Source organism: Bradyrhizobium sp. 197 (genome assembly GCF_023073375.1).
Taxonomy (GTDB): domain Bacteria; phylum Pseudomonadota; class Alphaproteobacteria; order Rhizobiales; family Xanthobacteraceae; genus Bradyrhizobium.
In genome coordinates, this window is sequence record NZ_JADPJJ010000074.1 from 22089 (window position 1) to 46677 (window position 24589).

Annotated in this window: 21 protein-coding genes and 1 pseudogene; 9 read left to right on the plus strand and 13 right to left on the minus strand. The window is 64.9% G+C overall.

What is annotated here, in order from left to right; translation table 11 throughout:
- Window positions 1–34 precede the first annotated feature (34 nt).
- From dut to ubiE, 4 genes are read right to left on the minus strand one after another with little or no spacing between them, the layout of a single operon-like run.
- Entirely contained in the window at window positions 35–493 is a 459-nt protein-coding gene (gene dut / locus IVB27_RS16930) for a dUTP diphosphatase (protein WP_247444544.1), read from the minus strand.
- Window positions 490–1941: a bifunctional phosphopantothenoylcysteine decarboxylase/phosphopantothenate--cysteine ligase CoaBC gene (gene coaBC, locus IVB27_RS16935; protein ID WP_247444545.1), complete on the minus strand. Its 1452-nt coding sequence runs from the start codon at window positions 1939–1941 to the stop codon at window positions 490–492. The genes dut and coaBC overlap by 4 nt, the downstream gene beginning before the upstream one ends.
- A gap of 56 nt (window positions 1942–1997) precedes the next feature.
- The gene (ubiB, locus tag IVB27_RS16940; protein ID WP_247352817.1) at window positions 1998–3572 is read right to left on the minus strand and encodes a 2-polyprenylphenol 6-hydroxylase; all 1575 of its coding nucleotides are present in this window, start codon (window positions 3570–3572) and stop codon (window positions 1998–2000) included.
- Window positions 3569–4330, minus strand: a complete 762-nt coding sequence (gene ubiE, locus IVB27_RS16945) for a bifunctional demethylmenaquinone methyltransferase/2-methoxy-6-polyprenyl-1,4-benzoquinol methylase UbiE (RefSeq protein WP_247444546.1) — start codon at window positions 4328–4330, stop codon at window positions 3569–3571. The genes ubiB and ubiE overlap by 4 nt, the downstream gene beginning before the upstream one ends.
- An 81-nt stretch (window positions 4331–4411) precedes the next feature.
- On the opposite strand from ubiE, the gene mutM reads away from it, so the two are divergent.
- Entirely contained in the window at window positions 4412–5293 is an 882-nt protein-coding gene (gene mutM, locus IVB27_RS16950) for a bifunctional DNA-formamidopyrimidine glycosylase/DNA-(apurinic or apyrimidinic site) lyase (protein WP_247444547.1), read from the plus strand.
- Between the two features lie 171 nt (window positions 5294–5464).
- Here the strand turns inward: mutM and IVB27_RS16955 are convergent, their stop codons facing one another.
- Entirely contained in the window at window positions 5465–6208 is a 744-nt protein-coding gene (locus tag IVB27_RS16955) for a nucleotide-binding protein (RefSeq protein WP_247444548.1), read from the minus strand.
- Window positions 6209–6445: 237 nt separating this feature from the next.
- Here IVB27_RS16955 and ggt point away from each other — a divergent pair, with 237 nt between their 5' ends.
- A complete protein-coding gene (ggt, locus tag IVB27_RS16960) occupies window positions 6446–8125 on the plus strand; it encodes a gamma-glutamyltransferase (RefSeq protein ID WP_247444549.1) in 1680 nt (559 codons plus the stop codon).
- 68 nt (window positions 8126–8193) lie between these two features.
- On the opposite strand, the gene IVB27_RS16965 is transcribed toward ggt, so the two are convergent.
- Entirely contained in the window at window positions 8194–9552 is a 1359-nt protein-coding gene (locus IVB27_RS16965) for a serine protease (RefSeq protein ID WP_247444550.1), read from the minus strand.
- Between the two features lie 234 nt (window positions 9553–9786).
- Between IVB27_RS16965 and IVB27_RS16970 the strand changes: the two genes are divergently transcribed.
- The gene (locus tag IVB27_RS16970; RefSeq protein WP_247444551.1) at window positions 9787–10590 is read left to right on the plus strand and encodes a HesA/MoeB/ThiF family protein; all 804 of its coding nucleotides are present in this window, start codon (window positions 9787–9789) and stop codon (window positions 10588–10590) included.
- A gap of 9 nt (window positions 10591–10599) precedes the next feature.
- On the opposite strand, the gene IVB27_RS16975 is transcribed toward IVB27_RS16970, so the two are convergent.
- Window positions 10600–11607 carry an aldo/keto reductase gene (locus IVB27_RS16975; RefSeq protein ID WP_247444552.1) on the minus strand — a complete coding sequence of 336 codons (1008 nt, stop codon included), beginning with the start codon at window positions 11605–11607 and terminating at the stop codon, window positions 10600–10602.
- A 115-nt stretch (window positions 11608–11722) separates the two neighbouring features.
- Between IVB27_RS16975 and IVB27_RS16980 the strand changes: the two genes are divergently transcribed.
- Complete coding sequence (locus IVB27_RS16980) at window positions 11723–12628, plus strand: LysR family transcriptional regulator (RefSeq protein ID WP_247444553.1); 906 nt, start codon at window positions 11723–11725, stop codon at window positions 12626–12628.
- A gap of 12 nt (window positions 12629–12640) precedes the next feature.
- Here IVB27_RS16980 and IVB27_RS16985 read toward each other — a convergent pair whose 3' ends face one another.
- Window positions 12641–13642, minus strand: a complete 1002-nt coding sequence (locus IVB27_RS16985; protein ID WP_247352833.1) for a 2-hydroxyacid dehydrogenase — start codon at window positions 13640–13642, stop codon at window positions 12641–12643.
- A 324-nt stretch (window positions 13643–13966) separates the two neighbouring features.
- Between IVB27_RS16985 and IVB27_RS16990 the strand changes: the two genes are divergently transcribed.
- The gene (locus tag IVB27_RS16990) at window positions 13967–14497 is read left to right on the plus strand and encodes an SH3 domain-containing protein (protein ID WP_247444554.1); all 531 of its coding nucleotides are present in this window, start codon (window positions 13967–13969) and stop codon (window positions 14495–14497) included.
- Window positions 14498–14627: 130 nt separating this feature from the next.
- Here the strand turns inward: IVB27_RS16990 and irrA are convergent, their stop codons facing one another.
- A complete protein-coding gene (gene irrA, locus IVB27_RS16995) occupies window positions 14628–15119 on the minus strand; it encodes an iron response transcriptional regulator IrrA (protein ID WP_276001300.1) in 492 nt (163 codons plus the stop codon).
- A gap of 351 nt (window positions 15120–15470) precedes the next feature.
- On the opposite strand from irrA, the gene fabA reads away from it, so the two are divergent.
- The 3 genes from fabA (at window position 15471) to fabI (ending at window position 18194) form a co-directional block, all read left to right on the plus strand.
- A complete protein-coding gene (gene fabA / locus IVB27_RS17000; RefSeq protein WP_247444555.1) occupies window positions 15471–15992 on the plus strand; it encodes a bifunctional 3-hydroxydecanoyl-ACP dehydratase/trans-2-decenoyl-ACP isomerase in 522 nt (173 codons plus the stop codon).
- A gap of 39 nt (window positions 15993–16031) precedes the next feature.
- Entirely contained in the window at window positions 16032–17255 is a 1224-nt protein-coding gene (gene fabB, locus IVB27_RS17005) for a beta-ketoacyl-ACP synthase I (protein WP_247444556.1), read from the plus strand.
- Window positions 17256–17393: 138 nt separating this feature from the next.
- The gene (fabI, locus tag IVB27_RS17010; RefSeq protein ID WP_247444557.1) at window positions 17394–18194 is read left to right on the plus strand and encodes an enoyl-ACP reductase FabI; all 801 of its coding nucleotides are present in this window, start codon (window positions 17394–17396) and stop codon (window positions 18192–18194) included.
- Here the strand turns inward: fabI and IVB27_RS17015 are convergent.
- The 3 genes and pseudogenes from IVB27_RS17015 to IVB27_RS17025 form a co-directional block, all read right to left on the minus strand.
- Window positions 18191–18412 (minus strand): annotated as a pseudogene (locus IVB27_RS17015) (glutathione S-transferase family protein); the annotation flags it as partial. The gene fabI and the pseudogene IVB27_RS17015 sit on opposite strands and share 4 nt — an antisense overlap.
- Window positions 18413–18438: 26 nt before the next feature.
- Window positions 18439–18903: a GNAT family N-acetyltransferase gene (locus tag IVB27_RS17020; protein WP_247444558.1), complete on the minus strand. Its 465-nt coding sequence runs from the start codon at window positions 18901–18903 to the stop codon at window positions 18439–18441.
- 7 nt (window positions 18904–18910) lie between these two features.
- On the minus strand, window positions 18911–19837 hold the full coding sequence (locus tag IVB27_RS17025; protein WP_247352842.1) for a hydrogen peroxide-inducible genes activator: 927 nt from the start codon (window positions 19835–19837) through the stop codon (window positions 18911–18913).
- A gap of 114 nt (window positions 19838–19951) precedes the next feature.
- On the opposite strand from IVB27_RS17025, the gene katG reads away from it, so the two are divergent.
- The gene (gene katG, locus IVB27_RS17030) at window positions 19952–22120 is read left to right on the plus strand and encodes a catalase/peroxidase HPI (RefSeq protein WP_247444559.1); all 2169 of its coding nucleotides are present in this window, start codon (window positions 19952–19954) and stop codon (window positions 22118–22120) included.
- Window positions 22121–22198: 78 nt separating this feature from the next.
- Here the strand turns inward: katG and pnp are convergent, their stop codons facing one another.
- Complete coding sequence (gene pnp, locus IVB27_RS17035) at window positions 22199–24358, minus strand: polyribonucleotide nucleotidyltransferase (RefSeq protein WP_247444560.1); 2160 nt, start codon at window positions 24356–24358, stop codon at window positions 22199–22201.
- Window positions 24359–24589: the final 231 nt, after the last annotated feature.

The following is a 24589-nucleotide window of genomic DNA, read 5'->3' on the forward strand; positions in this document are numbered from 1 at the left end:
ATCTTCGGGATGATTCGGCTGGATGTGCCGCGCGTCAGCGGCCGGTCGAGCCGAAGCCGCCGGCGCCGCGGTCGGTCGATGACAATTCGGCCACGGGAACCAGCGCGGCCTGCACCATTGGCGCGATCACCATCTGCGCGATGCGCTCGCCGCGCTTGATCACGAAGGCGGCCTGGCCGTGATTGATCAGGATCACCTTGATCTCGCCGCGATAGTCCGCATCGATCGTGCCCGGCGAGTTCAGCACGGTGACGCCGTGCTTGGCCGCAAGCCCCGAGCGCGGCCGCACCTGCGCCTCGTACCCGGGCGGCAGTGCGATCGCGAGGCCCGTCGGCACCAGCGCGTATTGGCCGGCCGCGAGCGTCATCGGCTCGCTGTCCGACACCGCTGCCATCAGGTCGAGACCGGCGGCATCGTTGGTCTGATAGGCCGGCAGCGGCAGGCTCTCCGCATGGGGCAGGCGTTGCAGTTCGACCGTGACTTTCGTGCTCAAGATGCCGGCTCCCGGGATTTGCCGGTCACGCTCTTTGCGACATGCGCGACCAGTTCGATGGCGACCTGTTCCTTGGTCATCGCGGGCCAGGAATCAACTGCAATCTCACCATCCTTCTCATCGTTCTTGCGGCTGATGAGGTGAACGGTGTTGCGGTCTCCGCCCATCACCCCGGTTGCGGGGGAGACGTCGTTGGCGACGATCCAGTCGCAGCCCTTGCGGGCAAGCTTCGACTTGGCGTTGTCGATGAGGTGCTCGGTCTCGGCCGCAAAGCCGATCACCAGTGGCGGACGCTTGTCGGTCAGCTTGGAGATGGTCGCGAGGATGTCGGGGTTCTCGACCAGCTGGAGCGGCGGCATCCCGGCCGAACTCTTCTTCAGCTTCTGCTCGCCTTCATTGGCGACCCGCCAGTCGGCGACGGCCGCGGCGAAGATCGCAATGTCGGCGGGAAGCGCGGCCTGCACCTGCTCCAGCATCTGCCGCGCCGATTCCACGTGCTTGACCGTCACGCCCCGGGGATCGCCGAGATCGACCGGTCCGCTCACCAAAATCACCTCGGCGCCTGCGGCCTGTGCGGCGGCGGCGATGGCAAAGCCCTGCTTGCCGGAGGAGCGGTTGGCGATGTAGCGCACCGGGTCGATCGGCTCGTGAGTCGGACCTGCCGTGATCAGCACGCGCTTGCCGGCGAGCGGGCGCGGCACCGGCGGCCGCAGCAGGCGCTCGGCGGCGGTCGCGATCTCGATCGCCTCGGACATGCGGCCGATCCCGGCCTCGCCGGCTTCGGCCATCTCGCCGGAATTCGGCCCGATCAGCACCACGCCGTCGCGCTGGAGCTGCGCGACATTGCGCCGCGTCGCCGCGTTATTCCACATCAGCGGATTCATCGCCGGTGCCAGCAGCACCTTGCGGTTGGTCGCGAGCAGGATGGCGCTGGCGAGGTCGTCGGCGTGGCCGTTCGCCATCTTGGCCATCAAATCGGCGGTGGCGGGCGCCACCACGATCAGGTCGCACTCGCGCGCGAGGCGGATATGACCGGCGTCGAACTCGCTCTGGGGATCGAACAGGTCGGTGTAGACGCGCTCATGCGAGAGCGCACTCACGGCCAGCGGCGTGACGAATTGCTGCGCCGCCTTGGTCAGCACGCAGCGCACCTCGATCCGCCGCTCCTTGAGCCTTCGGATCAGGTCGAGCGATTTGTAGGCCGCGATCCCGCCGCCGATGATCAGGGTAACGCCGGCCTCGGGAAGGGCACCGGGGCGCTGGGGGATGGGGGTGGCGGAGGCCGCGGGCGGCGCCGTGAACGGCGTCAGCGGCTCCTCGCGCCCCTCGATCAGCTCCCCGAGAATGACCCGGACCTCTTCCTCGACCGACCTGCGGTTCCTGGCCGAACGCAGGCGGAGGAAGGTTTTGACGTTCTCGTCGAGCTTGCGGATGGTCAGGCTTGCCATGGCACTCTCCGGCGAAAAATGATAGCGATGCTATCAGTCGTATGATTGCACTGCAATCATAGATTCCGGACGGCGATCAGGATGCCGATGAAGGTCGCCGCGATGATCCAGAGCGCCACGGTGCGCCAGCGGTTCTTGCGGCCCTCGCTGCGGCCCATCGCCGCGATGCTCTCCGGCGACAGCCGGATGCCTTCCCGCGTCATGGTCTCCAACTGTTCGAGCACCGCGACCGAGCGCGCGGCGATGTCAGGCAGACGCATCAGGATGCGGGCGAGATCGCCGGTGCCGGAAAGTGCGCCCTGGACCCGGCCGATCGGCCCGAGATTGCGCTCGATCCATTCGCGCACCACGGGGTCGGCGACTTTCCAGATGTCGAGCTTGGGATTGAAGCCGCGCGCCACACCCTCGACCACCACCATGGTCTTCTGAAGCAAGATCAGCTCGGGCCGCGTCTTCATGTCGAACATGCCGGTGACTTCGAGCAGCAGCGTCAGCAGCCGCGCCATCGAGATCTCTTCGGCGGTGCGATTGTGAATCGGCTCGCCAATGGCGCGGATCGCTTGCGCAAAATTCTCGACCGAGTGATGCGCGGGCACGTAGCCCGCTTCGAAATGCACCTCGGCGACGCGGCGATAGTCGCGGGTGATGAAGCCGAGCAGGATTTCGGCGAGGAAGCGCCGCTCCTTCATGCCGAGCCGGCCCATGATGCCGAAATCGACCGCGACGAGACGGCCGGCGTCATCCAGGAACAGATTGCCCGGATGCATGTCGGCGTGGAAGAAGCCGTCGCGCAACGCGTGGCGCAGGAAACTCTGGATCACCTTGCGGCCGAGATCGGGCAGGTCGACCTGCGCTTCTTTGAGGCGTTTGTGGTCGTTCAACGCAATGCCGTCGATCCACTCCATCGTCAGCACGTTGTGCGTGGTGCGGTCCCAGTCAACGGTCGGCACACGGAAATCAGGATCGTCGCGCGTGTTCTCCGCCATTTCCGACAGCGCGGCAGCCTCGAGCCGCAGATCCATCTCCATCGCGACCGAGCGCGACATGGTGTTGATGACCTCAATCAGGCGCAGGCGCCGCGCCTCGGACGAATAGGCTTCGGCCTTGTGCGCGACGAAGAAGAAGTCGGAGAGGTCGCGGCGGAAGCGGGCGGCCACGTTGGGTCGCAGCACCTTCACTGCGACGGCCTTGCGGACGCCGTCGCGCAAAACTTCGCCGCGATGAACCTGCGCGATCGAGGCAGCCGCGACCGGCGGACTGAGGCTCGCGAACACATCCGTCAGCGGCCGTTCCAGCGAGGTTGCGATCGCAGCTTCCGCTTCGGCTTGCGAGAACGGCGGCAGGCGATCCTGCAGGCTTTCGAGGTCGAGCGCCATGACGACGCCGACGACGTCGGGGCGTGTTGCCAAAAATTGTCCGAGCTTGAGATAGGCCGGGCCCATCCGGGTTAGCGCGCGGGTCAGCCGCGGGCCGTGCTTCGGGCCGCGCCGCTCGATGAGGCGTGCAATTTTCAGCGCGAGCTGCCCGGGCGCCGGCACCAAGCTCGGATCGACTGAGCCGAACACGCCCTCGCGCGCAAAGACGAACGCGGCGCGGATCAGGCGCGCAATGTGGGTGACGGCAGAAATCACAAACGCCAGCCCGAATGCAGCGCGACGATGCCGCCGGACAATGTCTGCCAATTCACGCGGGCGAAGCCGGCGTCGCGGATCATGTCTGCGAAGGCGTTGGGTCTTGGAAACTTGCGGATCGACTCGACCAGATATTGGTAGGACTCGGCGTCACCCGTGATCATGCGGCCGAGCGGCGGGATCACCTTGAACGAGAACAGGTCGTAAAGGCGATCGAGCCCGGGCATCTCGACGGTGGAGAATTCCAGGCAGAGGAAGCGGCTGCCTGGCTTGAGCACGCGATAGGCCTCGGCCAGCGCGAGATCGATCCGCGGCACGTTGCGAATGCCGAAAGCGATCGTATATGCGTCGAAGCTGCGGTCGGCGAAGGCGAGCGCCTCGGCATTGCCTTCGACGAAATCGACCTGGGTCTCGAGATGCCGCTTCGCGGCGCGCTCGCGGCCCACCTCCAGCATCCCGGAATTGATGTCGCAGACGGTGGCATGGAAGCCGGGGCCTGCGGCCTTGGCGGCGCGGAACGAGATGTCGCCGGTGCCGCCGGCAACGTCGAGCAGTGCGAACGGCCGGTCGCCCTTGGGCGGGTTGAGCGCGTTGATCATGATGTCCTTCCAGACCCGGTGCAGGCCGCCGGACATCAAATCGTTCATCAAATCATAGCGCGACGCCACGCTGTGAAACACATCGTTCACCAGCGTCTGCTTGTCCCCCAGGGGAACGTCCCTGAAGCCAAAATGCGTGGTTTCGCCCGGCCGATCCATTACTCTACTCCACGAGACGGACCATAGCGCGCCCGCCGCAATGGCGCTATCACACCGCCCTGATAAGGTGAATGCCTGACCATGCCTGAATTGCCCGAAGTCGAGACCGTCCGCCGCGGCCTTCAGCCCGTCATGGAAGGTGCAAAAATCCTCGTTGCGGAGGCCCGCAGGCCCGATCTGCGCTTTCCGTTCCAGCCGGATTTCGTGGCCCGGCTGAAGGGGCAGGTCGTCACCGGGCTCGGGCGCCGTGCAAAATATCTCATGGCCGATCTCGCCTCCGGCGACGTGCTGCTGATGCATCTGGGCATGTCGGGCTCGTTTCGCGTCATCAAGCGGGACAACGAGGCTGCGCCCGGCGAGTTTCACTATCCGCGGGCCAAGGACTCCACGCACGACCACGTGCTGTTTCGGATGTCCTCGGGCGCCGACATCATCTTCAACGACCCGCGCCGCTTCGGTTACATGAAAGTGATCGCGCGCAGCGCGCTGGACGAGGAGCCGCTGCTCCGTGGGCTCGGTCCTGAGCCGCTCGGCAACGAATTCGACGCGGCGATGCTGGCGCAGTCCTGCGCGGGGAAAAAGACCAACTTGAAGGTGGCGCTGCTCGACCAGCGCGTAGTCGCGGGGCTCGGCAACATTTATGTCTGCGAAGCCCTGCATCGCTCGCATCTGTCGCCGCGCCGGATTGCTGCGACGCTCGCCACGAAAAAGGACGAGCCGACCGACCATGCAAAGAGATTGGTAGGCGCGATCCACACCGTGCTGAACGACGCCATCAAGGCCGGCGGATCGTCACTGCGCGACCATCGCCAGACCTCGGGCGAGCTCGGCTATTTCCAGCATTCGTTCAAGGTCTACGATCGCGAAGACGAGAAATGCACGACGCCGCGCTGCGGCGGCACGGTGAAGCGTTTTACGCAGAACGGCCGCTCGACCTTCTGGTGCTCGAAATGTCAGAAGTAACGATCAAGCCCGCGGCCGCGAGACCGTGAGTTTCTGCAAGGGTGACAAATTCACCACGAGCGTCATTGCGAGCGCAGCGAAGCAATCCGGCCGGGCTGGTGGCCGGATTGCTTCGTCGCTGGGGTCTTCCGGATGGCGAAGGGCCGGCTGGCGTCTGAGCAATCGCCTCGCTCAGGACGTCAGTGTCGTGGATTCGTCTGACGCAAGCTCTGCAGCCGGGTGCAGCATGCCGTCCGCGGTCGAGATGAACTGGTCGATCAGAACATTGGTCGTAGCGGCGAGCTCGAGCCGGGTCTCGATCCAATCCCAGAGGCCGCGGATCTCCTCGGTCGACTTGCCGTTCGGCGCGAATTCGCTGACCGCAAGGCCGCTGGCGAGCGAGTCCTGATGATCATTGCGCATCACGATCAGCGGGCGTGCGAGCACCTCGGTGAGATCGAGGGCGGCTTCCTCGGCGAGCGTGTTGGCCGCGTTGTCGATGCGCTGGCCGCGGATCGGGGTCTGGTTCAGCACGAAGCTGTAAGGCCGTTTCCAGGCGCGCGCGACGCTCAGCGTCGAGGCGGTCGCCTCGATATCGGCGACGCTCGGGCGGGCCGGGATCAGGCAGAGGTCGGAATGGCGGATCGCGGCGGTGGTCGCGGCGCTGAGGCCGGCCGCGGTGTCGACGATTGCGAGCTGGAGGCCGCTGTCGGCCAGCATCTTCAGACGCGGCTCGATGTCGGCGGCGTGATAGATCGGCTCGACAACGAGATCATCGGCAGTGCGGCGGCGCTGCCAGTTGGACAAAGTGCCCTGCGGGTCGGTCTCGATCAGGCGGACGGTGAAGCCGGCCTGCTTGGCTGCGAGGGCGAGGCCGATGGCGAGCGTGCTCTTGCCGCTGCCACCCTTTTGGGTGGCCAGTACGATCGTGTGCATTGAAGATCAATCCTTTGGAGTGCTTGGGTCAGGGAAACGCCACGCGAACGTGCATCGATCTCGATGCTGAGCTCTTCTCGCTCAGGACGTGCCGGCCCGATCCAAAGGGGATCGCGGAGGTCCGAATCAGCAGTAACGATGATGGCGGAATCGGGAATGCCAGCGAATCCGTACGATTACTGGACCAGTAGTGGTACGTGTGCTGTGCTTACCGCCGTGAATAAAAGGACAAGCGGCATGAGCGGAAACTGGCGCGACCGGACGGCGACGAATTTTGAGTGCCAGAAGATGCCTGCGGTATCGAGCCGCGGCATGGTGGTCAGCAACCATCCACTGGCCTCCAGCGCCGGCGCGGAGATGCTGGCCGCGGGCGGCAACGCCATCGACGCCGCAATCGCGACCCTGTTCACGCTGACCGTGGTCGAGCCGATGATGGTCGGCATCATCGGCGGTGGCATGGCGCACATCCGGCTGGCCGACGGCAGCCACCGCTTCATCGACGGGCAGAGCACCGTGCCCGCGGCGGTGCGCGACACCAGCTACACCTCCATGCCGGGCTCGGCGCATGACGTGTTCGACACCGTCGGCAATGAAAACCTCAACGGCCCAAAGGCGGTCGCTACACCGGGTTCGCTGAAAGCCTGGTGCGAGACGCTGCGCCGGTTCGGCACGATGAGTCTTGCCGACGTCATGCAGCCCGCGATCAAGCACGCCGCGCGCGGCTTTGCGGCGACGCCCTATCTGCATGAATGCGTCAGCGAGAGCGCCGTCGAGATGCGCAAGGACAAGCCGATCGCGGCGATTTACCTGCCTGGTGGAGAGCCGTTGAAGGTCGGTGAGCGCGTGGTGCAATCAGAATATGCCGAGACGCTCCGCTACATCGCCGATCACGGCGAGACCGCGCTCTACGAGGGGCCGCTCGGCGACATCCTGATCGACTACATGGAAAAGGCCGGCGGCTTCATCCGGCGCAACGATCTCACCAGCTACAAGACCGTCGAGCGGCAGCCGATCCGCGCCGATTATCGCGGCTGGACCATCTTTGGCCCGCCGCCGCCCGCGGCCTCCGGCGTGCATATCGCGCAGATGCTGAACATTCTGGAAGGATACGACATCGGCAGCCTTGGCTTCGGCACGCCGGAGACGATCCACTATCTCGCGGAAGTCCTGAAGATCGCCTTCGCCGATCGCGCCGCGGCCAGCGGCGATCCTGATTATGTCGGGGTGCCCGTGGACCGGCTGACCTCGAAGGCGTACGCCGAGGAGCGCCGCGGTGCGATTGATCCGGCGCGGGCGCAGACCTGGGGCGCCGGCGTGTCGCAGCTTGAAGGCGCTCACACCACGCACATGACCGCGGCGGATGCCTTCGGCAACGTGGTCGCAACCACGCAGACCATCAACAATCTGTTCGGTGCCAAGATCATGATCCCGGGCCTCGGCGCCATCGCCAACAACTACATGAACCTGTTCGATCCGCGGCCAGGCCGCGCCCTGTCGCTGGCGCCGGGCAAGCGGGTGACGACCTCGATGTCGCCGATGATGGCCTTGCGCGAGGGCAAGTTGCGTTACGCGTTGGGTCTGCCCGGGGGAAAACGCATCTTTCCGAGCGCGATGCAGGCGCTGGTCAATCTGATCGACCACGGCATGAGCCTGCAGGAGGCGGTCGAGGCGCCCCGCGTCTGGACCGAGGGCAATGCGCTCGAGGTCGAGCAGAAGGTGCCGGAAGCCGTGCGCGCCAAGCTCGAAAGCCTCGGCCACAAGGTCCAGCCAGTTGCGACGGTCGCCGGCGGCATGAACGGCATCGCCTTCCACGACGACGGCACCATGACCGGCGCCGCCTGCTGGCGCGCGGACGGCACGCCGGTGGGGATCTCGGGTGGTCTCGCGAAGAGCGGGATCAGATTCAGGCTGAGCTGATTTGATGGTGCGCTGGCCGAGGACTCGGTCACCTCTCCCGCTTGCGGGAGCGGGAGCGCAGCGCTCGCTTACTTCCGCACGCATATCACGCGCACGACCGCGGCCTTCGCATCCGTCGACGTGCCATTCGCAGCAACGCCGTTCGCCTTCAGAAAATCGCGCACCGTCTCCGCGGAGACCATCACCGCCTGCGACGCCGGCACCGATGTCGCGGGGCCCGCAACGATCGCAGATTTCAACAGCGCGATGCCGGCGAAATTGCCGTCGCCGTCGATGGCGGCGCTGCCGGAAAAGCCAACCGCCGGCGGCGGTGAGAGCGCGGAATCGCCGCCACCGACAGATGCCAGCGCGGCCTTGAGGCTCGACGCACCGGCCGCTCCGCCCTGGCTCTGTGGATCAGCGATACCGATGATATCGACACTCGTCTTCGCCGCGCCGGCGGAGAGGCTGAACGGCTTCAGTCCGCGCGCGCCGTAGACGTGCAGCAGCGCGAGATCGTGTTCCTTGTCCTCAGCGAGACGGTCGGCGCTGCCATAGCCCGCGATCGTGATCGCGAGGCAGCTATCAGTGACGAGGCGGTCGGTAATGATCGCGCCATCGTCGCTGACGACGATGCCGGTGCCATATTCGACGGTCTTGCGCGGCGGCGGCCCGGCCTGTGGTCCTGACGGGAATGCATTGAACGCGCTCGACATCGCGATCACGACCGGCTCGACCGTGTTCTCGGTCGCCTGATCGTAGAGGATCGTCATGATGCGGACCTCGTCGCCCCTGGAGGTGCCGCGCAAATAGAATTTCTTCAGGCCCTGCAAACCAGACAGCACGAAGAAGTCGGGCTTCACCACGGTGTAGTCGATCTTGCGACCCAGCTCCTTCTTCTCCGCTTCGGCAAGCTTGGCTGTGGTCGGGTTCGCCTCCTTGCGGCGGCCGAGCAGCACCTGCACCGTGCCGGTCGGCGAGGTCCATTTCGAGCCGTTGGCGTCGGTCGCCTGCTGCGGCACCAGTTTCGAGGGAATGCCGAGCCGCGCGCCGCTGGTCATCTCGGTTACGATCTTCCAGCCGACGTTGTCCTGCTTCCGGCGCGCGGCTTCGGCGAGCGCCGCGCGCTCCTGCGGATTGAGCACGCCGGTCGGCTTGCTGCCCTTGAGCTTCTGGTATTCCTTGATGGCATCGACCATGCGCGCGCTGACGTCGCCGGTGATGGCGCCGTTGTACCGGCCGACCCAGGCGAGGTCGGACTGCAGCGACAGCCGCTCCGCCTGCGCCATGGCATCAGCCGTCTCCGATGGCGTCTGCAGTGCGGGCGGGCGGATCGGAATGGTCTGGACCGGCTTCGGCCTGGTGCCGGGGATCGGCGGCGTCGTCATCTGGGCGTTCGCGCCTGTCGCAGCCGCAAACATCAGTGTTGCCGCAAGCATCGATCTCATGACAAATCCAGCCAGCCCATTGAACGCAATGCCATTGAAGCACATCTCGTTGGTCGCGAACAATCTCGGGGTGGTTCAGGCCGCGATAGAGCCCACGGACACAGGCCCTCATCCTGAGGAGCGGCCTCAAGGCCGCATCTCGAAGGATGGCTCCGGGCGATATCGGGGCCTTCATGGTTCGAGACGCGCGTTCCGCGCTCCTCACCATGAGGGTTGAGAGAACGAAGGACGACGATGCTGAGCCCGGACGAACTCGAACGTTATGCCCGCCATATCGTGCTGCGCGATGTCGGCGGTCCCGGCCAGGCTGCGCTGAAGCGGGCCTCCGTGCTGGTGATCGGCGCCGGCGGGCTCGGTGCACCGGCCCTGATGTATCTGGCTGCGGCAGGGATCGGCACGCTCGGCGTGGTCGACGACGATGTGGTGTCGCTCTCCAACCTCCAGCGCCAGGTCATTCACACCACGCCCGATATCGGCCGGCACAAAGTCGAGAGCGCGGCCGAGCGAATCACCGCGCTCAATCCGCACGTCCGCTTCGTCGGCCACGCCACCTGGCTCAACGCGGACAACGCGCTCGGCTTGATCGGCGACTACGACCTCGTGCTCGACGGCTCCGATAATTTCTCGACGCGCTATCTGGCCTCGGACGCCTGCTTCTTCGCGAAGAGACCGCTGATCACCGCCGCGCTCGGGACCTTCGACGGCTCGCTCACCACCATCCGCGCGCATGAGAAAAACGACGACGGCGAGTTCAACCCGACCTATCGCTGTCTGTTTCCGGAGGCGCCCCCGCCGGGTACGGTGCCGGCCTGCGCCGAAGCCGGCGTGATGGGCGCGCTTGCGGGCGTGATGGGATCGATGATGGCGCTGGAGGCGATCCGCGAGATCGTCGGCTTCGGCGACGGCCTGGTCGGCCGCCTCCTGATGATCGACGCGCGCGCGATGCGCTTCGAGACGTTGCGCTATGGGCGCGATCCGGCCAATCCGCTCAACGGCGATGGGCCTGTGATCACTGACCTCAGCACCCATCGCACCTGATCGCAGCCGTTAAATCGTGGCCGGCTTCTCGCTGTCGAGGTGCGCCATCTGCTCCGCCGTATAGCGCGTGCCGGAAGCTACATCCGGCGGGAAAGCTTTTGCCAACGCCGCAAGATGACCCGGCGTCAGCGTGACCTTGGCCGCGCCGAGTGCTTCGCTGAGACGGTTGCGGGTGCGGGCGCCGACCAGCGGCACGATCTGCTTGCCTTGCGCCGCCACCCAGGCGATCGCGACCTGCGCCGGCGTCGCTCCGATCTCGGCGGCGATGGCGCGCAGCTGCTCGGCCAGCGCGAGATTGGCATCGAGGTTCGCGCCCTGGAAGCGCGGGCTCATCAGCCGGTAGTCCTTGCCGGTCTTGCCGGAATCCTTCGACCAATGGCCGCTGATCAGGCCGCGCGCCAGCACGCCGTAGGCGGTGATTCCGATGCCGAGCTCGCGGCAGGTCGTCAGGATGTCGCGCTCGATGCCGCGTTCGATCAGCGAATATTCGATCTGGAGATCGGCGATCGGATGCACGGCGTGCGCGCGGCGGATGGTGTCGGAGCCAACCTCGGACAGGCCGATATGTTTGATGTAGCCGGCCTTCACGAGCTCGGCGATGCCGCCGATGGTCTCCTCGATCGGGATGTTGGGATCGAGCCGCGCCGGACGGTAGACGTCGATGTAGTCGGTGCCGAGCCGCTGCAGCGAATAGGCAAGGAAGTTCTTCGTTGCGGCCGGCCGCGAGTCGATCCCGGCGAATTCGCCGGCGGGGCCGCGCAACGCGCCGAACTTGACGCTGATCTGCACTTTCTCGCGCGGAACGTCTTTCAGCGCCTCGCGGACCAGCATTTCATTGTGGCCCATGGCGTAAAAGTCGCCGGTATCCAGCAGCGTGATGCCGGCATCGAGAGCCGCGTGGATCGTGGCGATGCTCTCGCCGCGATCGGCGGGGCCGTAGACCTCGGACATGCCCATGCAGCCGAGACCGAGGGCGGAAACGGTGGGGCCGGGTGAACCGAGTTTGCGCTGTTCCATAATGGCTCTCCTCGAAAAGGCGCTGACTGCGCCGGGTGATGAGGCCTGATATGCGCCTGATCGATTACGCCGATAAGCTGGACAATCGAGAATAGCTTGTTCATTCTGGCGAACAATGGCCGAGCCCGACCTGCGTGATCTCGACGTCTTCGTGGCGGTCGCCCGCACCCGCAATTTCCGGCGCGCGGCGGTCGAAATTCGCGTGTCGGTGTCGAGCCTTAGCCAGCGGCTTCGGGACCTGGAGGAGCGCCTCGGCGTCCGCCTGATGAACCGCACCACCCGCAGCGTCGCCCTGACCGAGGCGGGCGAGCTGCTGCTATCGCGCGTGGCGCCCGCCTTGCGCGATGTCGGCGACGCCCTGGATCAGGTGCGGGGCCTGCGCGAGGTGGCCTCGGGCCGCCTGCGCATCAACGCACCGCCCCCGGCGGTCGACCTCGTGCTGGCGCCGATGGTCGGGCCGTTCCTGGGGGCGTATCCGCAGGTCGATCTCGACGTCGTGTCCGAAAGCGGGTTCGTCGACATCGTCAGCGCCGGCTTCGATGCCGGCGTGCGCTACGGCGAGCATCTCGCGCAGGACATGGTGGCGATCCCGCTGAGCGGCCCGCAGAACTATGTCGTCGTCGCATCGCCCGATTACGTCGCGCGCCGCGGCATACCCAGGCATCCGAAGGACCTGCTCGACCATGATTGCATCCGCGCCCGCTACTCGAGCGGCGTCATGCATGATCTGGAGTTCGAGAAGGCCGGTCAGTTGGTGAAGGTAGATCCGCCGGCCAAGCTGATCTCGACCAATATGGGCCTCGCGATGCGCGCTACGCTCGACGGCGTAGGTGTGTGGGCGACGCTCGATGGCTACGTCCATGACGCCGTGAAATCCGGCGCGCTGGTCAGCCTGCTCCAGGATTGGTGCGAACCGTTTCCCGGACCGTTTCTCTATTATCCAAGCCGGCGCCAAACGCCGCCGGCGCTGCGCGCCTTCATCGATTTCACAGCAGACTGGCGCAAGCGCGAAACGCGCTGAGACACTGAACCCTCAGAGCATGCTCGGCAGCACGCGATCCGGCGGCTTGTGGGCGTCGAGGAAGGTGCGGATGTTGATGATCACCTTCTCGCCCATCTCGACGCGGCCTTCGATGGTGGCCGAGCCCATATGCGGCAGCAGCGTCACCTTGCCGGCCTTGGCGAGCCGCACCAACTTCGGGTTGACCGCGGGCTCGTGCTCGTAGACGTCGAGGCCCGCGCCGCCGATCTCGCCGCCTTCGATCAGCTTGATCAGCGTGTCCTCGTCGGTGACCCCGCCGCGCGCGGTGTTGACGATGTAGGCGTCCTTGCGGATCAGCTTCAGCCGGCGCGCCGAGAGCAGATGGTAGGTCGCCGGCGTGTGCGGACAGTTCACCGAGATGATGTCCATCCGCGCCAGCATCTGGTCGAGGCTTTCCCAATAGGTCGCGCCCAGCTCTTCGGCGATCTTCGGCGCCACGGGCCGGCGGTTGTGATAGTGGATCTGTAAGCCGAAGGCGCGGGCGCGGCGCGCGACCGCCTGGCCGATGCGGCCCATGCCGATGATGCCGAGGCGCTTTCCCCCGATGCGATGACCGAGCATCCAGGTCGGCGACCAGCCGGGCCAAGGTTTTCCTTCCGTCAGGATCGAGGCGCCTTCGATCATCCGCCGCGGCACGGCGAGGATCAGCGCCATGGTCATGTCGGCGGTGTCTTCGGTCAGGACTTTTGGTGTGTTGGTGACGGTGATGCCGCGGGCGTGCGCGGCCTCGACGTCGATGTTGTCGACGCCGTTGCCGAAATTCGCGATCAGTTTCAGCTTGCAGTCGGGCTGATTGACGATGTCGGCGGAGATGTGATCGGTAACGGTCGGAACCAGCACGTCGGCGGTGCGCGCGGCTTCCGCGATCTGGTCGGCCGACATCGGCGCGTCGTCGAGATTGATCCGCGCGTCGAACAGTTCGCGCATCCGGGTCTCGATCGAGTCCGGAAGCTTGCGCGTCACCACGACGAGGGGCTTTTTCTTCACAGACATGTTCTGCCCTCATGAGGCGTCGCGGGCCACCTCTGTCACCAAAGGCCGGCCGTTGAGGCCTCATTAACCCGGTTGTTCGACACTGCCTTTGCCGTGTCGTCCCCGGCGTTTCCTTCAAGCTCTCCCGATATTTCCGGCCGGAAAATCGGGGCAAACTGGTTGTTCAGACGTCCGTCCTCTCTAGCAGAAGGCCGGGCCAAGACAAGAACCACGGGCAAAGGGCTCGGGAACACCCGCGTGGGGCGGGTCGGGGCTAGTGCGGCACGGTATTGGAATTGTGGGTGAGGGCCCGGCTCGGCCGGAGCTTCGACAGGAGACGGGTTGATGGCGTTGGGGCGTTTTTGTTCGGTGATGGCGCTCGTTTGCACCTGGTTGAGCGCTTCGGTCAGCCCCGGGCATTCGGCGAAGGACAACACACCCCAGACAGCCTCGGGCCTCCCGGTGCCGCGCTACGTCAGCCTCAAATCGGATCACGTCAACGTCCGCGCCGGTCCCACCAAGGACAATGACGTCGCCTGGGTCTATACCCGCTCCGGCCTGCCGGTCGAAATCACCGCGGAGTTCGAGAACTGGCGCCGGGTGCGCGATTCCGAGGGTGCCGAGGGCTGGGTCTATCACTCGCTGCTGTCGGGCCGCCGCACCGCTGTCGTCACCATGAAGCACAAGGACGACCTCGCGCCGATCTACGATCGCGCCGATCCCGACAGTGCGGTTGCAGCCAAGCTTCAGGTTGGTGTCGTCACACAGGTCAAGAAGTGCAGCGCAAACTGGTGCCACGTCCTCGGCAACGGTTTTGACGGCTGGATCCAGCAGGAGCGCCTCTGGGGCGTCTACTCGGACGAGCAGGTGAACTGAGGCTCAGGGGCAATCCCTTGCCTCCAATCCCTTGCCTCGTGGGCATCAACGACTTTGCATCTGGCCCAAAAACGTGGACGGCCGGGACAGGCCCGGCCACGACGACTGAATCAGCAGTTTAGGATTGATCTCAGCGCTTCTTGCGCAGCCGCACGACCATGTCGATGCGGGCGATCTCGTAACCCGCGGGCACCTCCGGCATCTTGGACAGCGCCAGATGCGGATCCTCGATGTCGACCAGCTCATGGCTGTTCTCGAGGTAGTAGTGATGGTGGGTCGTGACGTTGGTGTCGAAATAGGTCTTGGTGCCGTCGACGCTGACCTGACGGAGCAGACCGGCATCGGTGAGCTGGTTCAGCGTGTTGTAGACGGTCGCCAGCGAGACCGGCACCTTGGCCAGTGTCGCTTCCTCGTAAAGCATTTCAGCCGTGAGGTGGCGTGCACCCTTGCCGAACAGGAGCCAGCCCAGCGCCATGCGCTGGCGCGTCGGACGAAGCCCGGCGGATTGGAGCATTTCGTTGACGTCGTGCCACGGGCAGCCGGTCAAAGCCGGCTGGCGGCCGGACATAAGAGCCGCCGCATGGGCCTCTTCGTCGTGATGGGGCGCGTTATTTTCGCTCATTTCCAGCTTCGGGCACGCGTGAACACTATCTTCCTCAACATATATGGAGAGATAGATGCAGATGCAAGTTTCTCGCAACTAGAGTGGTTCTAATCAGGCAAGGAACCGGGCCGAGCCCCGGTCATTTTACCTTCATGAGAGCGCTTTGCCACCCGAAATGGCCTGTGTTAGAGAGCCCGCGGTTCCGCTTAACCGATTTTGGCGCAGCCCAGGCATTGAGGGCCGCTCGCAATCCATCCGGTCCTTCGTATTCTCGTTTGACGATGGCAACGGACGTTGCTTTTCGAGCAGGACTGGGCCCATTTTTGCCGGAAACGCCGCTCAATCGGGTTAGAACACAGAGGCTTCCGCATGCTGAACAGGCGCAACGGCTACGAATATGAAGATCTGCTGGCATGTGCCCGCGGCGAGATGTTCGGCCCGGGCAATGCCCAACTGCCGCTGCCGCCGATGCTCATGTTCGACCGTATTACGGACATCAGCGAGACCGGCGGCGAATTCGGCAAGGGGGTGGTGCGTGCCGAGCTCGACGTGAAGCCCGATCTCTGGTTTTTCGGGTGCCACTTCAAGAACGATCCGGTGATGCCCGGCTGCCTCGGCCTCGACGCGCTGTGGCAACTGGTCGGCTTTTATCTGGGGTGGAGTGGTGGTGAAGGTCGCGGCCGCGCGCTCGGCCTGAACGAGCTGAAGTTCAGCGGCCAGGTGCTGCCGGACGCCCGCAAGGTTGTGTACAACATCGATATCAAGCGCGTGATGCGTTCAAAGCTGGTGCTGGGTATCGCCGACGGATGGCTTTCGGTCGATGACCAGATTATCTATCGCGCGAAGGATTTGAAGGTCGGCCTGTTCAAGCAGGGCACGAGCCTGGGCTGAGCGCATCACCACGAAGACAACGATTGAAGCGAGGCTGTCATGAGGCGGGTTGTGGTCACCGGGATGGGCATTGTCTCCTCCATCGGAAACAACACCCAGGAAGTGCTTGCAAGCCTTCACGAGGCGAAGTCGGGCATTTCGCGGGCTGAGAAATACGCGGAGCTCGGCTTCCGTTCGCAGGTGCAAGGTGCGCCGACGCTCGATCCTTCGACGGTGGTCGACCGCCGCGCCATGCGTTTCCTCGGTCAGGGCGCGGCGTGGAATCACGTCGCGATGGAGCAGGCGATCCAGGATTCCGGCCTGTCGCCTGATGAAGTGTCCAACATCCGCACTGGCATCATCATGGGCTCCGGCGGTCCGTCCGCTCGCACCATCGTCGAGGCCGCCGACACCACCCGCACCAAGGGGCCGAAGCGCGTCGGACCGTTTGCAGTACCGAAGGCGATGTCCTCCACCGCCTCCGCGACGCTTGCGACCTGGTTCAAGATCAAGGGCGTGAACTATTCGATCTCGTCGGCCTGCGCCACGTCGAACCATTGCGTCGGCAACGCCTATGAGACGATCCAGATCGGCAAGCAGGACGTCATCTTCGCCGGCGGCTGCGAGGAGCTGGACTGGTCGCTGTCGGTGCTGTTCGACGCCATGGGCGCGATGTCTTCGAAGTACAACGACACGCCCGCCACGGCCTCACGTCCCTACGACATCAACCGCGACGGCTTCGTGATTGCCGGCGGCGCCGGCGTGCTGGTGCTGGAAGAGCTCGAGCATGCCAAGGCGCGCGGCGCGCGCATTTACGGCGAGATCGTCGGCTACGGCGCGACGTCCGACGGCTACGACATGGTCGCACCGTCAGGTGAAGGCGCCGAGCGTTGCATGCGCATGGCGATGTCGACCGTGAAGACCAAGGTCGACTACATCAATCCGCACGCGACCTCGACGCCGGCCGGCGATCCGCCGGAGATCGACGCGCTCCGCAGGGTGTTCGGAAGTGGCGAGAAGTGCCCGCCGATCTCGGCGACCAAGGCACTGACCGGCCACTCCCTGGGCGCAACCGGCGTGCAGGAGGCGATCTATTCGCTGCTGATGATGAACAACGGCTTCATTTGCGAGAGCGCGCACATTGTGGAGCTCGATCCCGCATTCGCCGACATGCCGATCGTGCGCAAGCGTATCGACAACGTCAAGATCGGCACCGTGCTGTCGAACTCCTTCGGCTTCGGCGGCACCAACGCCACGCTGGTGTTCAGCCGGCTGGATGCGTGAGGTCCTTGCGGACGCGCTGGTAATTTTCTCGTCATGGCCGGGCTTGTCCCGGCCATCCACGTCTTGGCCGCCGGCTTCGAAGGGCGTGGATGCCGGGGACGAGCCCGGGCATGACGAAAGTGGAAAGCGATCGAAACGATGCAGGAATTGATGAAAGGCAAGCGCGGTCTGATCATGGGCATTGCCAATGATCATTCGATCGCCTGGGGCATGGCGAAGACGCTGCATGCCCACGGCGCCGAGCTTGCCTTCACCTTCCAGGGCGAGGCCCTGGGCAAGCGTGTCAAGCCGCTGGCGGAGCAGCTTGGCGTCCACATGGTGCTGCCCTGCGACGTCGAGGACCTTGCCAGCGTCGACGCCACATTCACGGCCTTGCGCGAAAAGTGGGGCCGGCTGGATTTCGTGATCCACGCGATCGGATTCGCCGACAAGAACGAGCTCAAGGGCCGCTACGCCGATACCAGCCGCGAGAATTTTTCGCGCACCATGGTGATCTCCTGCTTCTCGTTTACGGAGATTGCAAAACGCGCCGCCGAGCTGATGACTGAGGGCGGCAGCATGATCACGCTGACCTTCGGTGCCTCGATGCGCGCGATGCCGAACTACAACGTGATGGGCGTGGCCAAGGCGGCGCTGGAAGCCTCGGTGCGCTATCTCGCCTCCGACTTCGGGCCGCGCGGCATCCGCGTCAACGCGATTTCCGCAGGCCCCATCCGCACGCTTGCCGGCTCGGGCATCGGCGAGGCGCGCGCGATGTTCGCCTTCATGCAAAAACATTCGCCGCTTCGCCGCGGCGTGACGCTCGACGAGCTCGGCGGCTCGGCGCTGTATCTGTTGTCGGATCTCTCCGGCGGCGTGACCGGCGAGATCCACTATGTCGATTCCGGCTACAACATCGTCCTGATGCCGAAGCCGGACGACCTTGCAATGCCTGATTAACCCGCCGCGATCGTCTCCGCGCGCTGGAACGCCGGCCTTGCCGTGCAGCGCGCGAGGCAGGCGTCGAAGGCCGGGCGCGACGGCACCGTCTTGAACAGGCGCACCGCAAAGTTCAGGCCCGATCCGATCGTGATGTCGGCGGCCGAAAATTCCTCGAGAATCCACGGCCCGTTGGCGAGCGCGGCTTCCAGCACGTCGAAGACCTGCGTCGCGCTGCCCGCAAGCTGCACCCAGAGCTCGCTGTCTATCCAGCGGGCCGCTGCCGCCGCCACCGATAATACTTCATCATGAACCCGTTCGACGGCTCGATCTCTTGCTTCTCGAACACAAAGCCTTCGCGTTCGTACCAGCGCCAGGCTTTTTCGTTTTCGCGGACGCAGCGCAGATACATCTCGTCCGGCATTTGCGTGCGCGTGAAGGCGAGCAATTGGCGGCCGAGCGATTGGCCCTGATAGGCGGGCGCGACGAACAGCATGTCGAGATAGAGTTTTGGCAGATGCAGCGCCAGCATCGCGGCGATCGTGCCGTTGTCGTCGGCGGCGAACAGGCTCCAGCCACCCTCGATCTCGCGCCGGATGCGCGCACGCAGGTTCGCGAGCAGGAAGTTGCTCGTCTCGCCGAGTCCGGTCGAGACCCAGCTCTCCATCCAGACGCGGCCGATCTCGTCGTATTCGTCCGCGCGGGCCGGGCGGATGATGGGGTGGGACATCGGGGACTCAGGCCGGCTGGCTGCGCGCGGATGGCCGCGCGCGCACCTTGCCGGCCGACAGGCACACCACCTCGGAGATCTGAAGCAGTTGGCGCGCGAGCGGGCTGGTCTTGCGCCAGACCATGCCGATGGTGCGCGACGGCTGCGGGTCGCGGAAGCGCGTGAGCGAGACCGACGCCGATCGCGTCTCCACCGACACCGCCATCTCCGGGATCAAGGTGACGCCGATGCCGGCGCTGACCATCTGGACCAGCGTCGACAGCGAATTGGCATCCAGCATCTCGCGCGGCGGCGCCGATTGCATGTTGCAGAACGACAGCGCCTGATCGCGGAAGCAGTGCCCCTCTTCGAGCAGCAACAGCCGCATCTCGCGCATCATCTCCCGCGATGGTGCCGGCGTCCCCTCATCCGCTCCCGGCCGCACCAGCAGGAATTTCTCCGCGAACAGGGCGACCTCGGTGAGCGAGGGCTCGGACACCGGCAGCGCGACGATGGCGGTGTCGAGCCGGCCTTCCACCAGTTCCTGGATCAGCCGCGGCGTCATCGTCTCGCGCACGCGGATGTCGAGCTCCGGATGCATGCGCGTGAGATTCTTGGTGATCGTGGGCAGCAGATAAGGCGCGATCGTCGGGATCATGCCGATGCGCAGCCGTCCCGAGAACCGGTCCTGCGAGGCGCGGGCGAAATCGCCGAGTTCGTCGACCGAGCGCAAAATGTCGCGGACGCGCTGCGCGAGCTCCTCGCCAAACCGGGTCAGCGCCACCTGTCGCGCGCTGCGCTCCAGCAGCAGGCCGCCGAGCGCCTCCTCCATCTCCTTGATCTGCATCGACAAGGCCGGTTGCGAGATGGAACACGATTCAGCCGCGCGGCCGAAATGGCCGTGGCGCGCCAGCGCATCGAAATATCGGAGCTGCCGCATCGTCAAGTTGATCATCAGAAAATCTTATCGCAGTGATCATTAAAGTCAACTTCCCCTGATCGAACGCGAAGCTTAGAGTGCTTCTACCTGGTCAAGGGCGCGAGTTCGACGCCACCAGAGGAGGTATTCATGGACGACACTTCGAAGTGCCCGTTTTCGGGTGGAAAACGCGTGCCAACGAACCGCGATTGGTGGCCAACTCAGCTCAGCATCGAGATGCTGCACAAGAATTCCGGCCTGTCGGATCCGATGGGCAAGGAATTCGACTACGCCAAGGAATTCAAGACGCTCGACCTGAACGCGGTCATCAAGGATCTGACCGCTTTGATGACGGAATCGCAGGAATGGTGGCCCGCCGATTTCGGTCACTATGGCGGTCTCATGATCCGCATGGCCTGGCACAGCGCGGGCACCTACCGCACCACGGACGGCCGCGGTGGCGCCGGCGCCGGTCAGCAGCGTTTCGCGCCGCTCAACAGCTGGCCCGACAACGCCAACCTCGACAAGGCGCGCCGTCTGCTCTGGCCGATCAAGCAGAAATACGGCCGCAAGATTTCCTGGGCCGATTTGATGGTGCTGGCCGGCAACGTCGCGCTGGAATCGATGGGCTTCAAGACCTTCGGTTTCGCCGGTGGCCGCGCCGACGTGTGGGAGCCGGAGGAGCTCTATTGGGGTCCCGAAGGCACCTGGCTGGGCGATGAGCGCTACAGCGGCGAACGCCAGCTCGCCGAGCCGCTCGGCGCGGTGCAGATGGGCCTCATCTACGTCAATCCGGAAGGCCCGAACGGCAAGCCGGATCCGATCGCCGCGGCCAAGGACATCCGCGAGACCTTCTTCCGCATGGCGATGAATGACGAGGAAACCGTCGCACTGATCGCCGGCGGCCATACCTTCGGCAAGACCCATGGTGCTGGCGATCCGTCTCTGGTGGGACCGGAGCCGGAAGCGGGCGCGCTCGAGGATCAGGGCCTCGGCTGGAAGAGCAAGCACGCTTCGGGCATCGGCGGTGATTCCATCACCAGCGGTCTCGAGGTGACATGGACGACGACGCCGACGAAGTGGAGCAACAACTTCTTCGAGAACCTGTTCAAGTACGAATGGGAGCTGACGAAGAGCCCGGCGGGTGCGCAGCAGTGGACGGCCAAGGGCGCGGAGGCGATCATTCCGGACGCTTTCGACAAGTCCAAGAAGCATCGGCCGACCATGCTGACCACCGATCTCTCGCTGCGTCTCGATCCCGCCTATGAGAAAATCTCGCGGCGCTTCCTGGAGAATCCCGATCAGTTCGCCGACGCCTTCGCCCGCGCCTGGTTCAAGCTCACCCATCGCGACATGGGTCCGGTCGTGCGCTATCTCGGCCCGCTGGTGCCGAAGGAGACGCTGATCTGGCAGGATCCGATCCCGGCCGTGAATCACGAGCTGGCCGGCGAGCAGGATATCGCCTCGCTGAAGACGAAGATCCTGGCCTCGGGTCTGTCGGTGCCGGAGCTGGTCTCGACGGCCTGGGCGTCGGCCTCGACGTTCCGCGGCTCGGACAAACGCGGCGGCGCCAACGGCGCACGCATCCGCCTCGCCCCGCAGAAGGACTGGGAGGTGAACGAGCCGGCTCAGCTCTCGAAGGTCCTGGGCAAGCTCGAAGCGATCCAGAAGGACTTCAATGCGTCATCCGGTGCGAAGAAGGTCTCGCTGGCGGACCTCATCGTGCTCGGCGGCACCGCCGCGGTCGAGAAGGCCGCGAAGGATGCCGGCGTCGGCATCAAGGTCGGCTTCACGCCGGGCCGCATGGATGCCTCGCAGGAGCAGACCGACGCTGCCTCCTTCGCTCCGCTGGAGCCGCGGGCCGATGGCTTCCGCAACTACACCGGGAAGCGGCAGCAGTTCATGATGCCCGAGGAGGCTCTGGTCGATCGTGCGCAGCTGCTCCGGCTTACCGGCCCGGAGATGACGGCGCTCGTCGGCGGTCTGCGCGTGCTCGGTGCCAATGCGAACGGTTCGAAGAACGGCGTCCTCACCTCGAAGGTGGGAACGCTGAGCAACGACTTCTTCGTCAACCTGCTCGACATGAGCACGCAGTGGACGCCGACCGGCACTGACGGCGGCTATGAGGCCCGCGATCGCAAGACCAACGCGGTGAAGTGGACCGGCACGCGCGTCGATCTGATCTTCGGCGCACACTCGCAGCTCCGCGCCTACGCCGAGGTCTATGCCACGTCGGACTCCAAGGAGCAGTTCGTCAAGGACTTCGCCAAGGCTTGGACCAAGGTGATGAACCTCGACCGGTTCGACCTCGCGGCTTGATCCCAAAGCTCAGCAAGCGACAAGCAAAAAGGGCGGCCGCAAGGCCGCCCTTCGTGTTTCTGATGCAGCGCGGAGCGATTACTCGCCGGCCGCTTCGCGCGGGGCCTTCTCGCCCTCGCCGCCGCCCTTGCCTTCGAGGTCTTCGCCGGTCTCCTGGTCGACCACCTTCATCGACAGGCGGGTCTTGCCGCGGTCGTCGAAGCCGAGCAGCTTGACCTTGACCTTATCGCCTTCCTTGACGACGTCGGAGGTCTTCTGCACGCGCGCCGAAGCGAGCTGGCTGATGTGGACGAGACCGTCCTTGGAACCAAAGAAGTTCACGAAGGCGCCGAACTCCATCACCTTGACGACGGTGCCGTCATAGATCTGGCCGACTTCCGGATCGGACGCGATCGACTTGATCCACTTGATCGCGGCCTTCATCGCCTCGCCGTCGCTGGAGGCGACCTTCACGGTGCCGTCGTCCTCGATGTTGACCTTGGCGCCGGTCTTCTCGACGATCTCGCGGATCACCTTGCCGCCGGTGCCGATCACTTCACGGATCTTGTCGGTGGCAATCTTGAAGGTCTCGATGCGCGGCGCATATTCGCCGAGCTCGGCACGGGCGTTGGTAAGCGCCTTGGACATCTCGCCGAGGATGTGGATACGACCATCCTTGGCCTGACCGAGCGCGACCTTCATGATCTCTTCGGTGATGCCTTCGATCTTGATGTCCATCTGGAGCGAGGTGATGCCCTGCTCGGTGCCGGCGACCTTGAAGTCCATGTCGCCGAGATGGTCCTCGTCACCGAGGATGTCGGAGAGAACCGCGTAGCGCTTGTCTTCGAGGATCAGGCCCATCGCGATGCCCGCGGTCGGCCGCTTCAGCGGCACGCCTGCGTCCATTAGCGCGAGCGAGGCGCCGCAGACCGAAGCCATCGACGACGAGCCGTTGGATTCGGTGATCTCCGACACCACGCGCGTGGTGTAGGGGAACTCGTGGTGCGGCGGCAGCACCGGGTGGATCGCGCGCCAGGCAAGCTTGCCGTGGCCGATCTCGCGGCGCTTGGTGCCGCCGAGGCGACCGGTTTCACCGACCGAGTAGGGAGGGAAGTTGTAGTGCAGCAGGAACGTCTCTTTGTACGTTCCCGACAGTGCGTCGATGTACTGCTCGTCCTCGCCGGTGCCGAGCGTGGTCACGACCAGCGCCTGGGTCTCGCCGCGGGTGAACAGCGCCGAGCCGTGGGCGCGGGGCAGCACGCCGACTTCGGCGATGATGTTGCGCACGGTCTTGGAGTCCCGGCCGTCGATGCGCTTGCCGGTGTCGAGGATGTTCCAGCGAACGATCTTGGCTTCGAGCTTCTTGAACACGCCGCCGATGCGCAGCTTGTCGTATTTCGGCTCCTGCCCTTCGGGGAAGTAGTGGGCGATCACCTTTTCCTTGACCTTGCCGACCGCGGCGTAGCGATCCTGCTTGATCGGAATGGCGTAGGCGGTGCGCAATTCCTGCTCGACCATGCCGAGCATTTCCTTTTCGAGCGCCGAATTGTCGATCGCGGTGACCTCGCGCGGCTCCTTCGCGGCCTTCTCGGCGAGCTCGATGATCGCGTTGATCACCGGCTGGATGTGGCGGTGACCGAACATCACGGCGCCGAGCATGATGTCTTCGTTCAGTTCCTTGGCTTCCGATTCCACCATCAGCACGGCGTCGGCAGTGCCGGCGACGACAAGGTCGAGCTGGGTGTCGACCATCTCGTCGAGGGTCGGGTTGAGGATGAACTCGTCATTGGCGAAACCGACGCGCGCGGCGCCGATCGGGCCCTTGAACGGAGCGCCCGACAGGGTCAGCGCGGCCGACGATGCCACCAGCGCCACGATGTCGGGATCGTTCTCCATGTCGTGCGAGAGCACGGTGACGATCACCTGGGTCTCGTTGCGCCAGCCGTCGACGAACAGCGGACGGATCGGACGGTCGATCAGGCGGGAGACCAGCGTCTCCTTCTCGGTCGGACGGCCCTCGCGCTTGAAATAGCCGCCGGGAATGCGGCCGGCTGCGTAGGTCTTCTCCTGATAGTCGACGGTCAGCGGCAGGAAGTCGACACCTTCGCGCGGGGTCTTTGCCGCGACGACGGTGGCGAGCACCACGGTCTCGCCGTAGGTCGCGACGACGGCGCCGTCGGCCTGGCGGGCGATCTTGCCGGTTTCAAGCTTGAGAGGGCGTCCGCCCCAGTCGATCTCGACCGAATGCTTATTGAACATAGATGTCTTCTTTCATGGGTTCTCGAAAGAAGGACGGCTCGAAAAACAAAAACCATGCGCAAGATTGCGGGACGTTGATCGAAGCGGGCGATCAGCGTCCTGCGATCCTGCCATGGTTTTTGGATTTCGGATGGCGTCCATCCTTTCGGGTCATACGGGCGCCTTGCCCGTTGTGCCCAGCGGCCGGATTGCTGCTGGACTGTCAGTCGGCACGAACGCGAACACCAAACC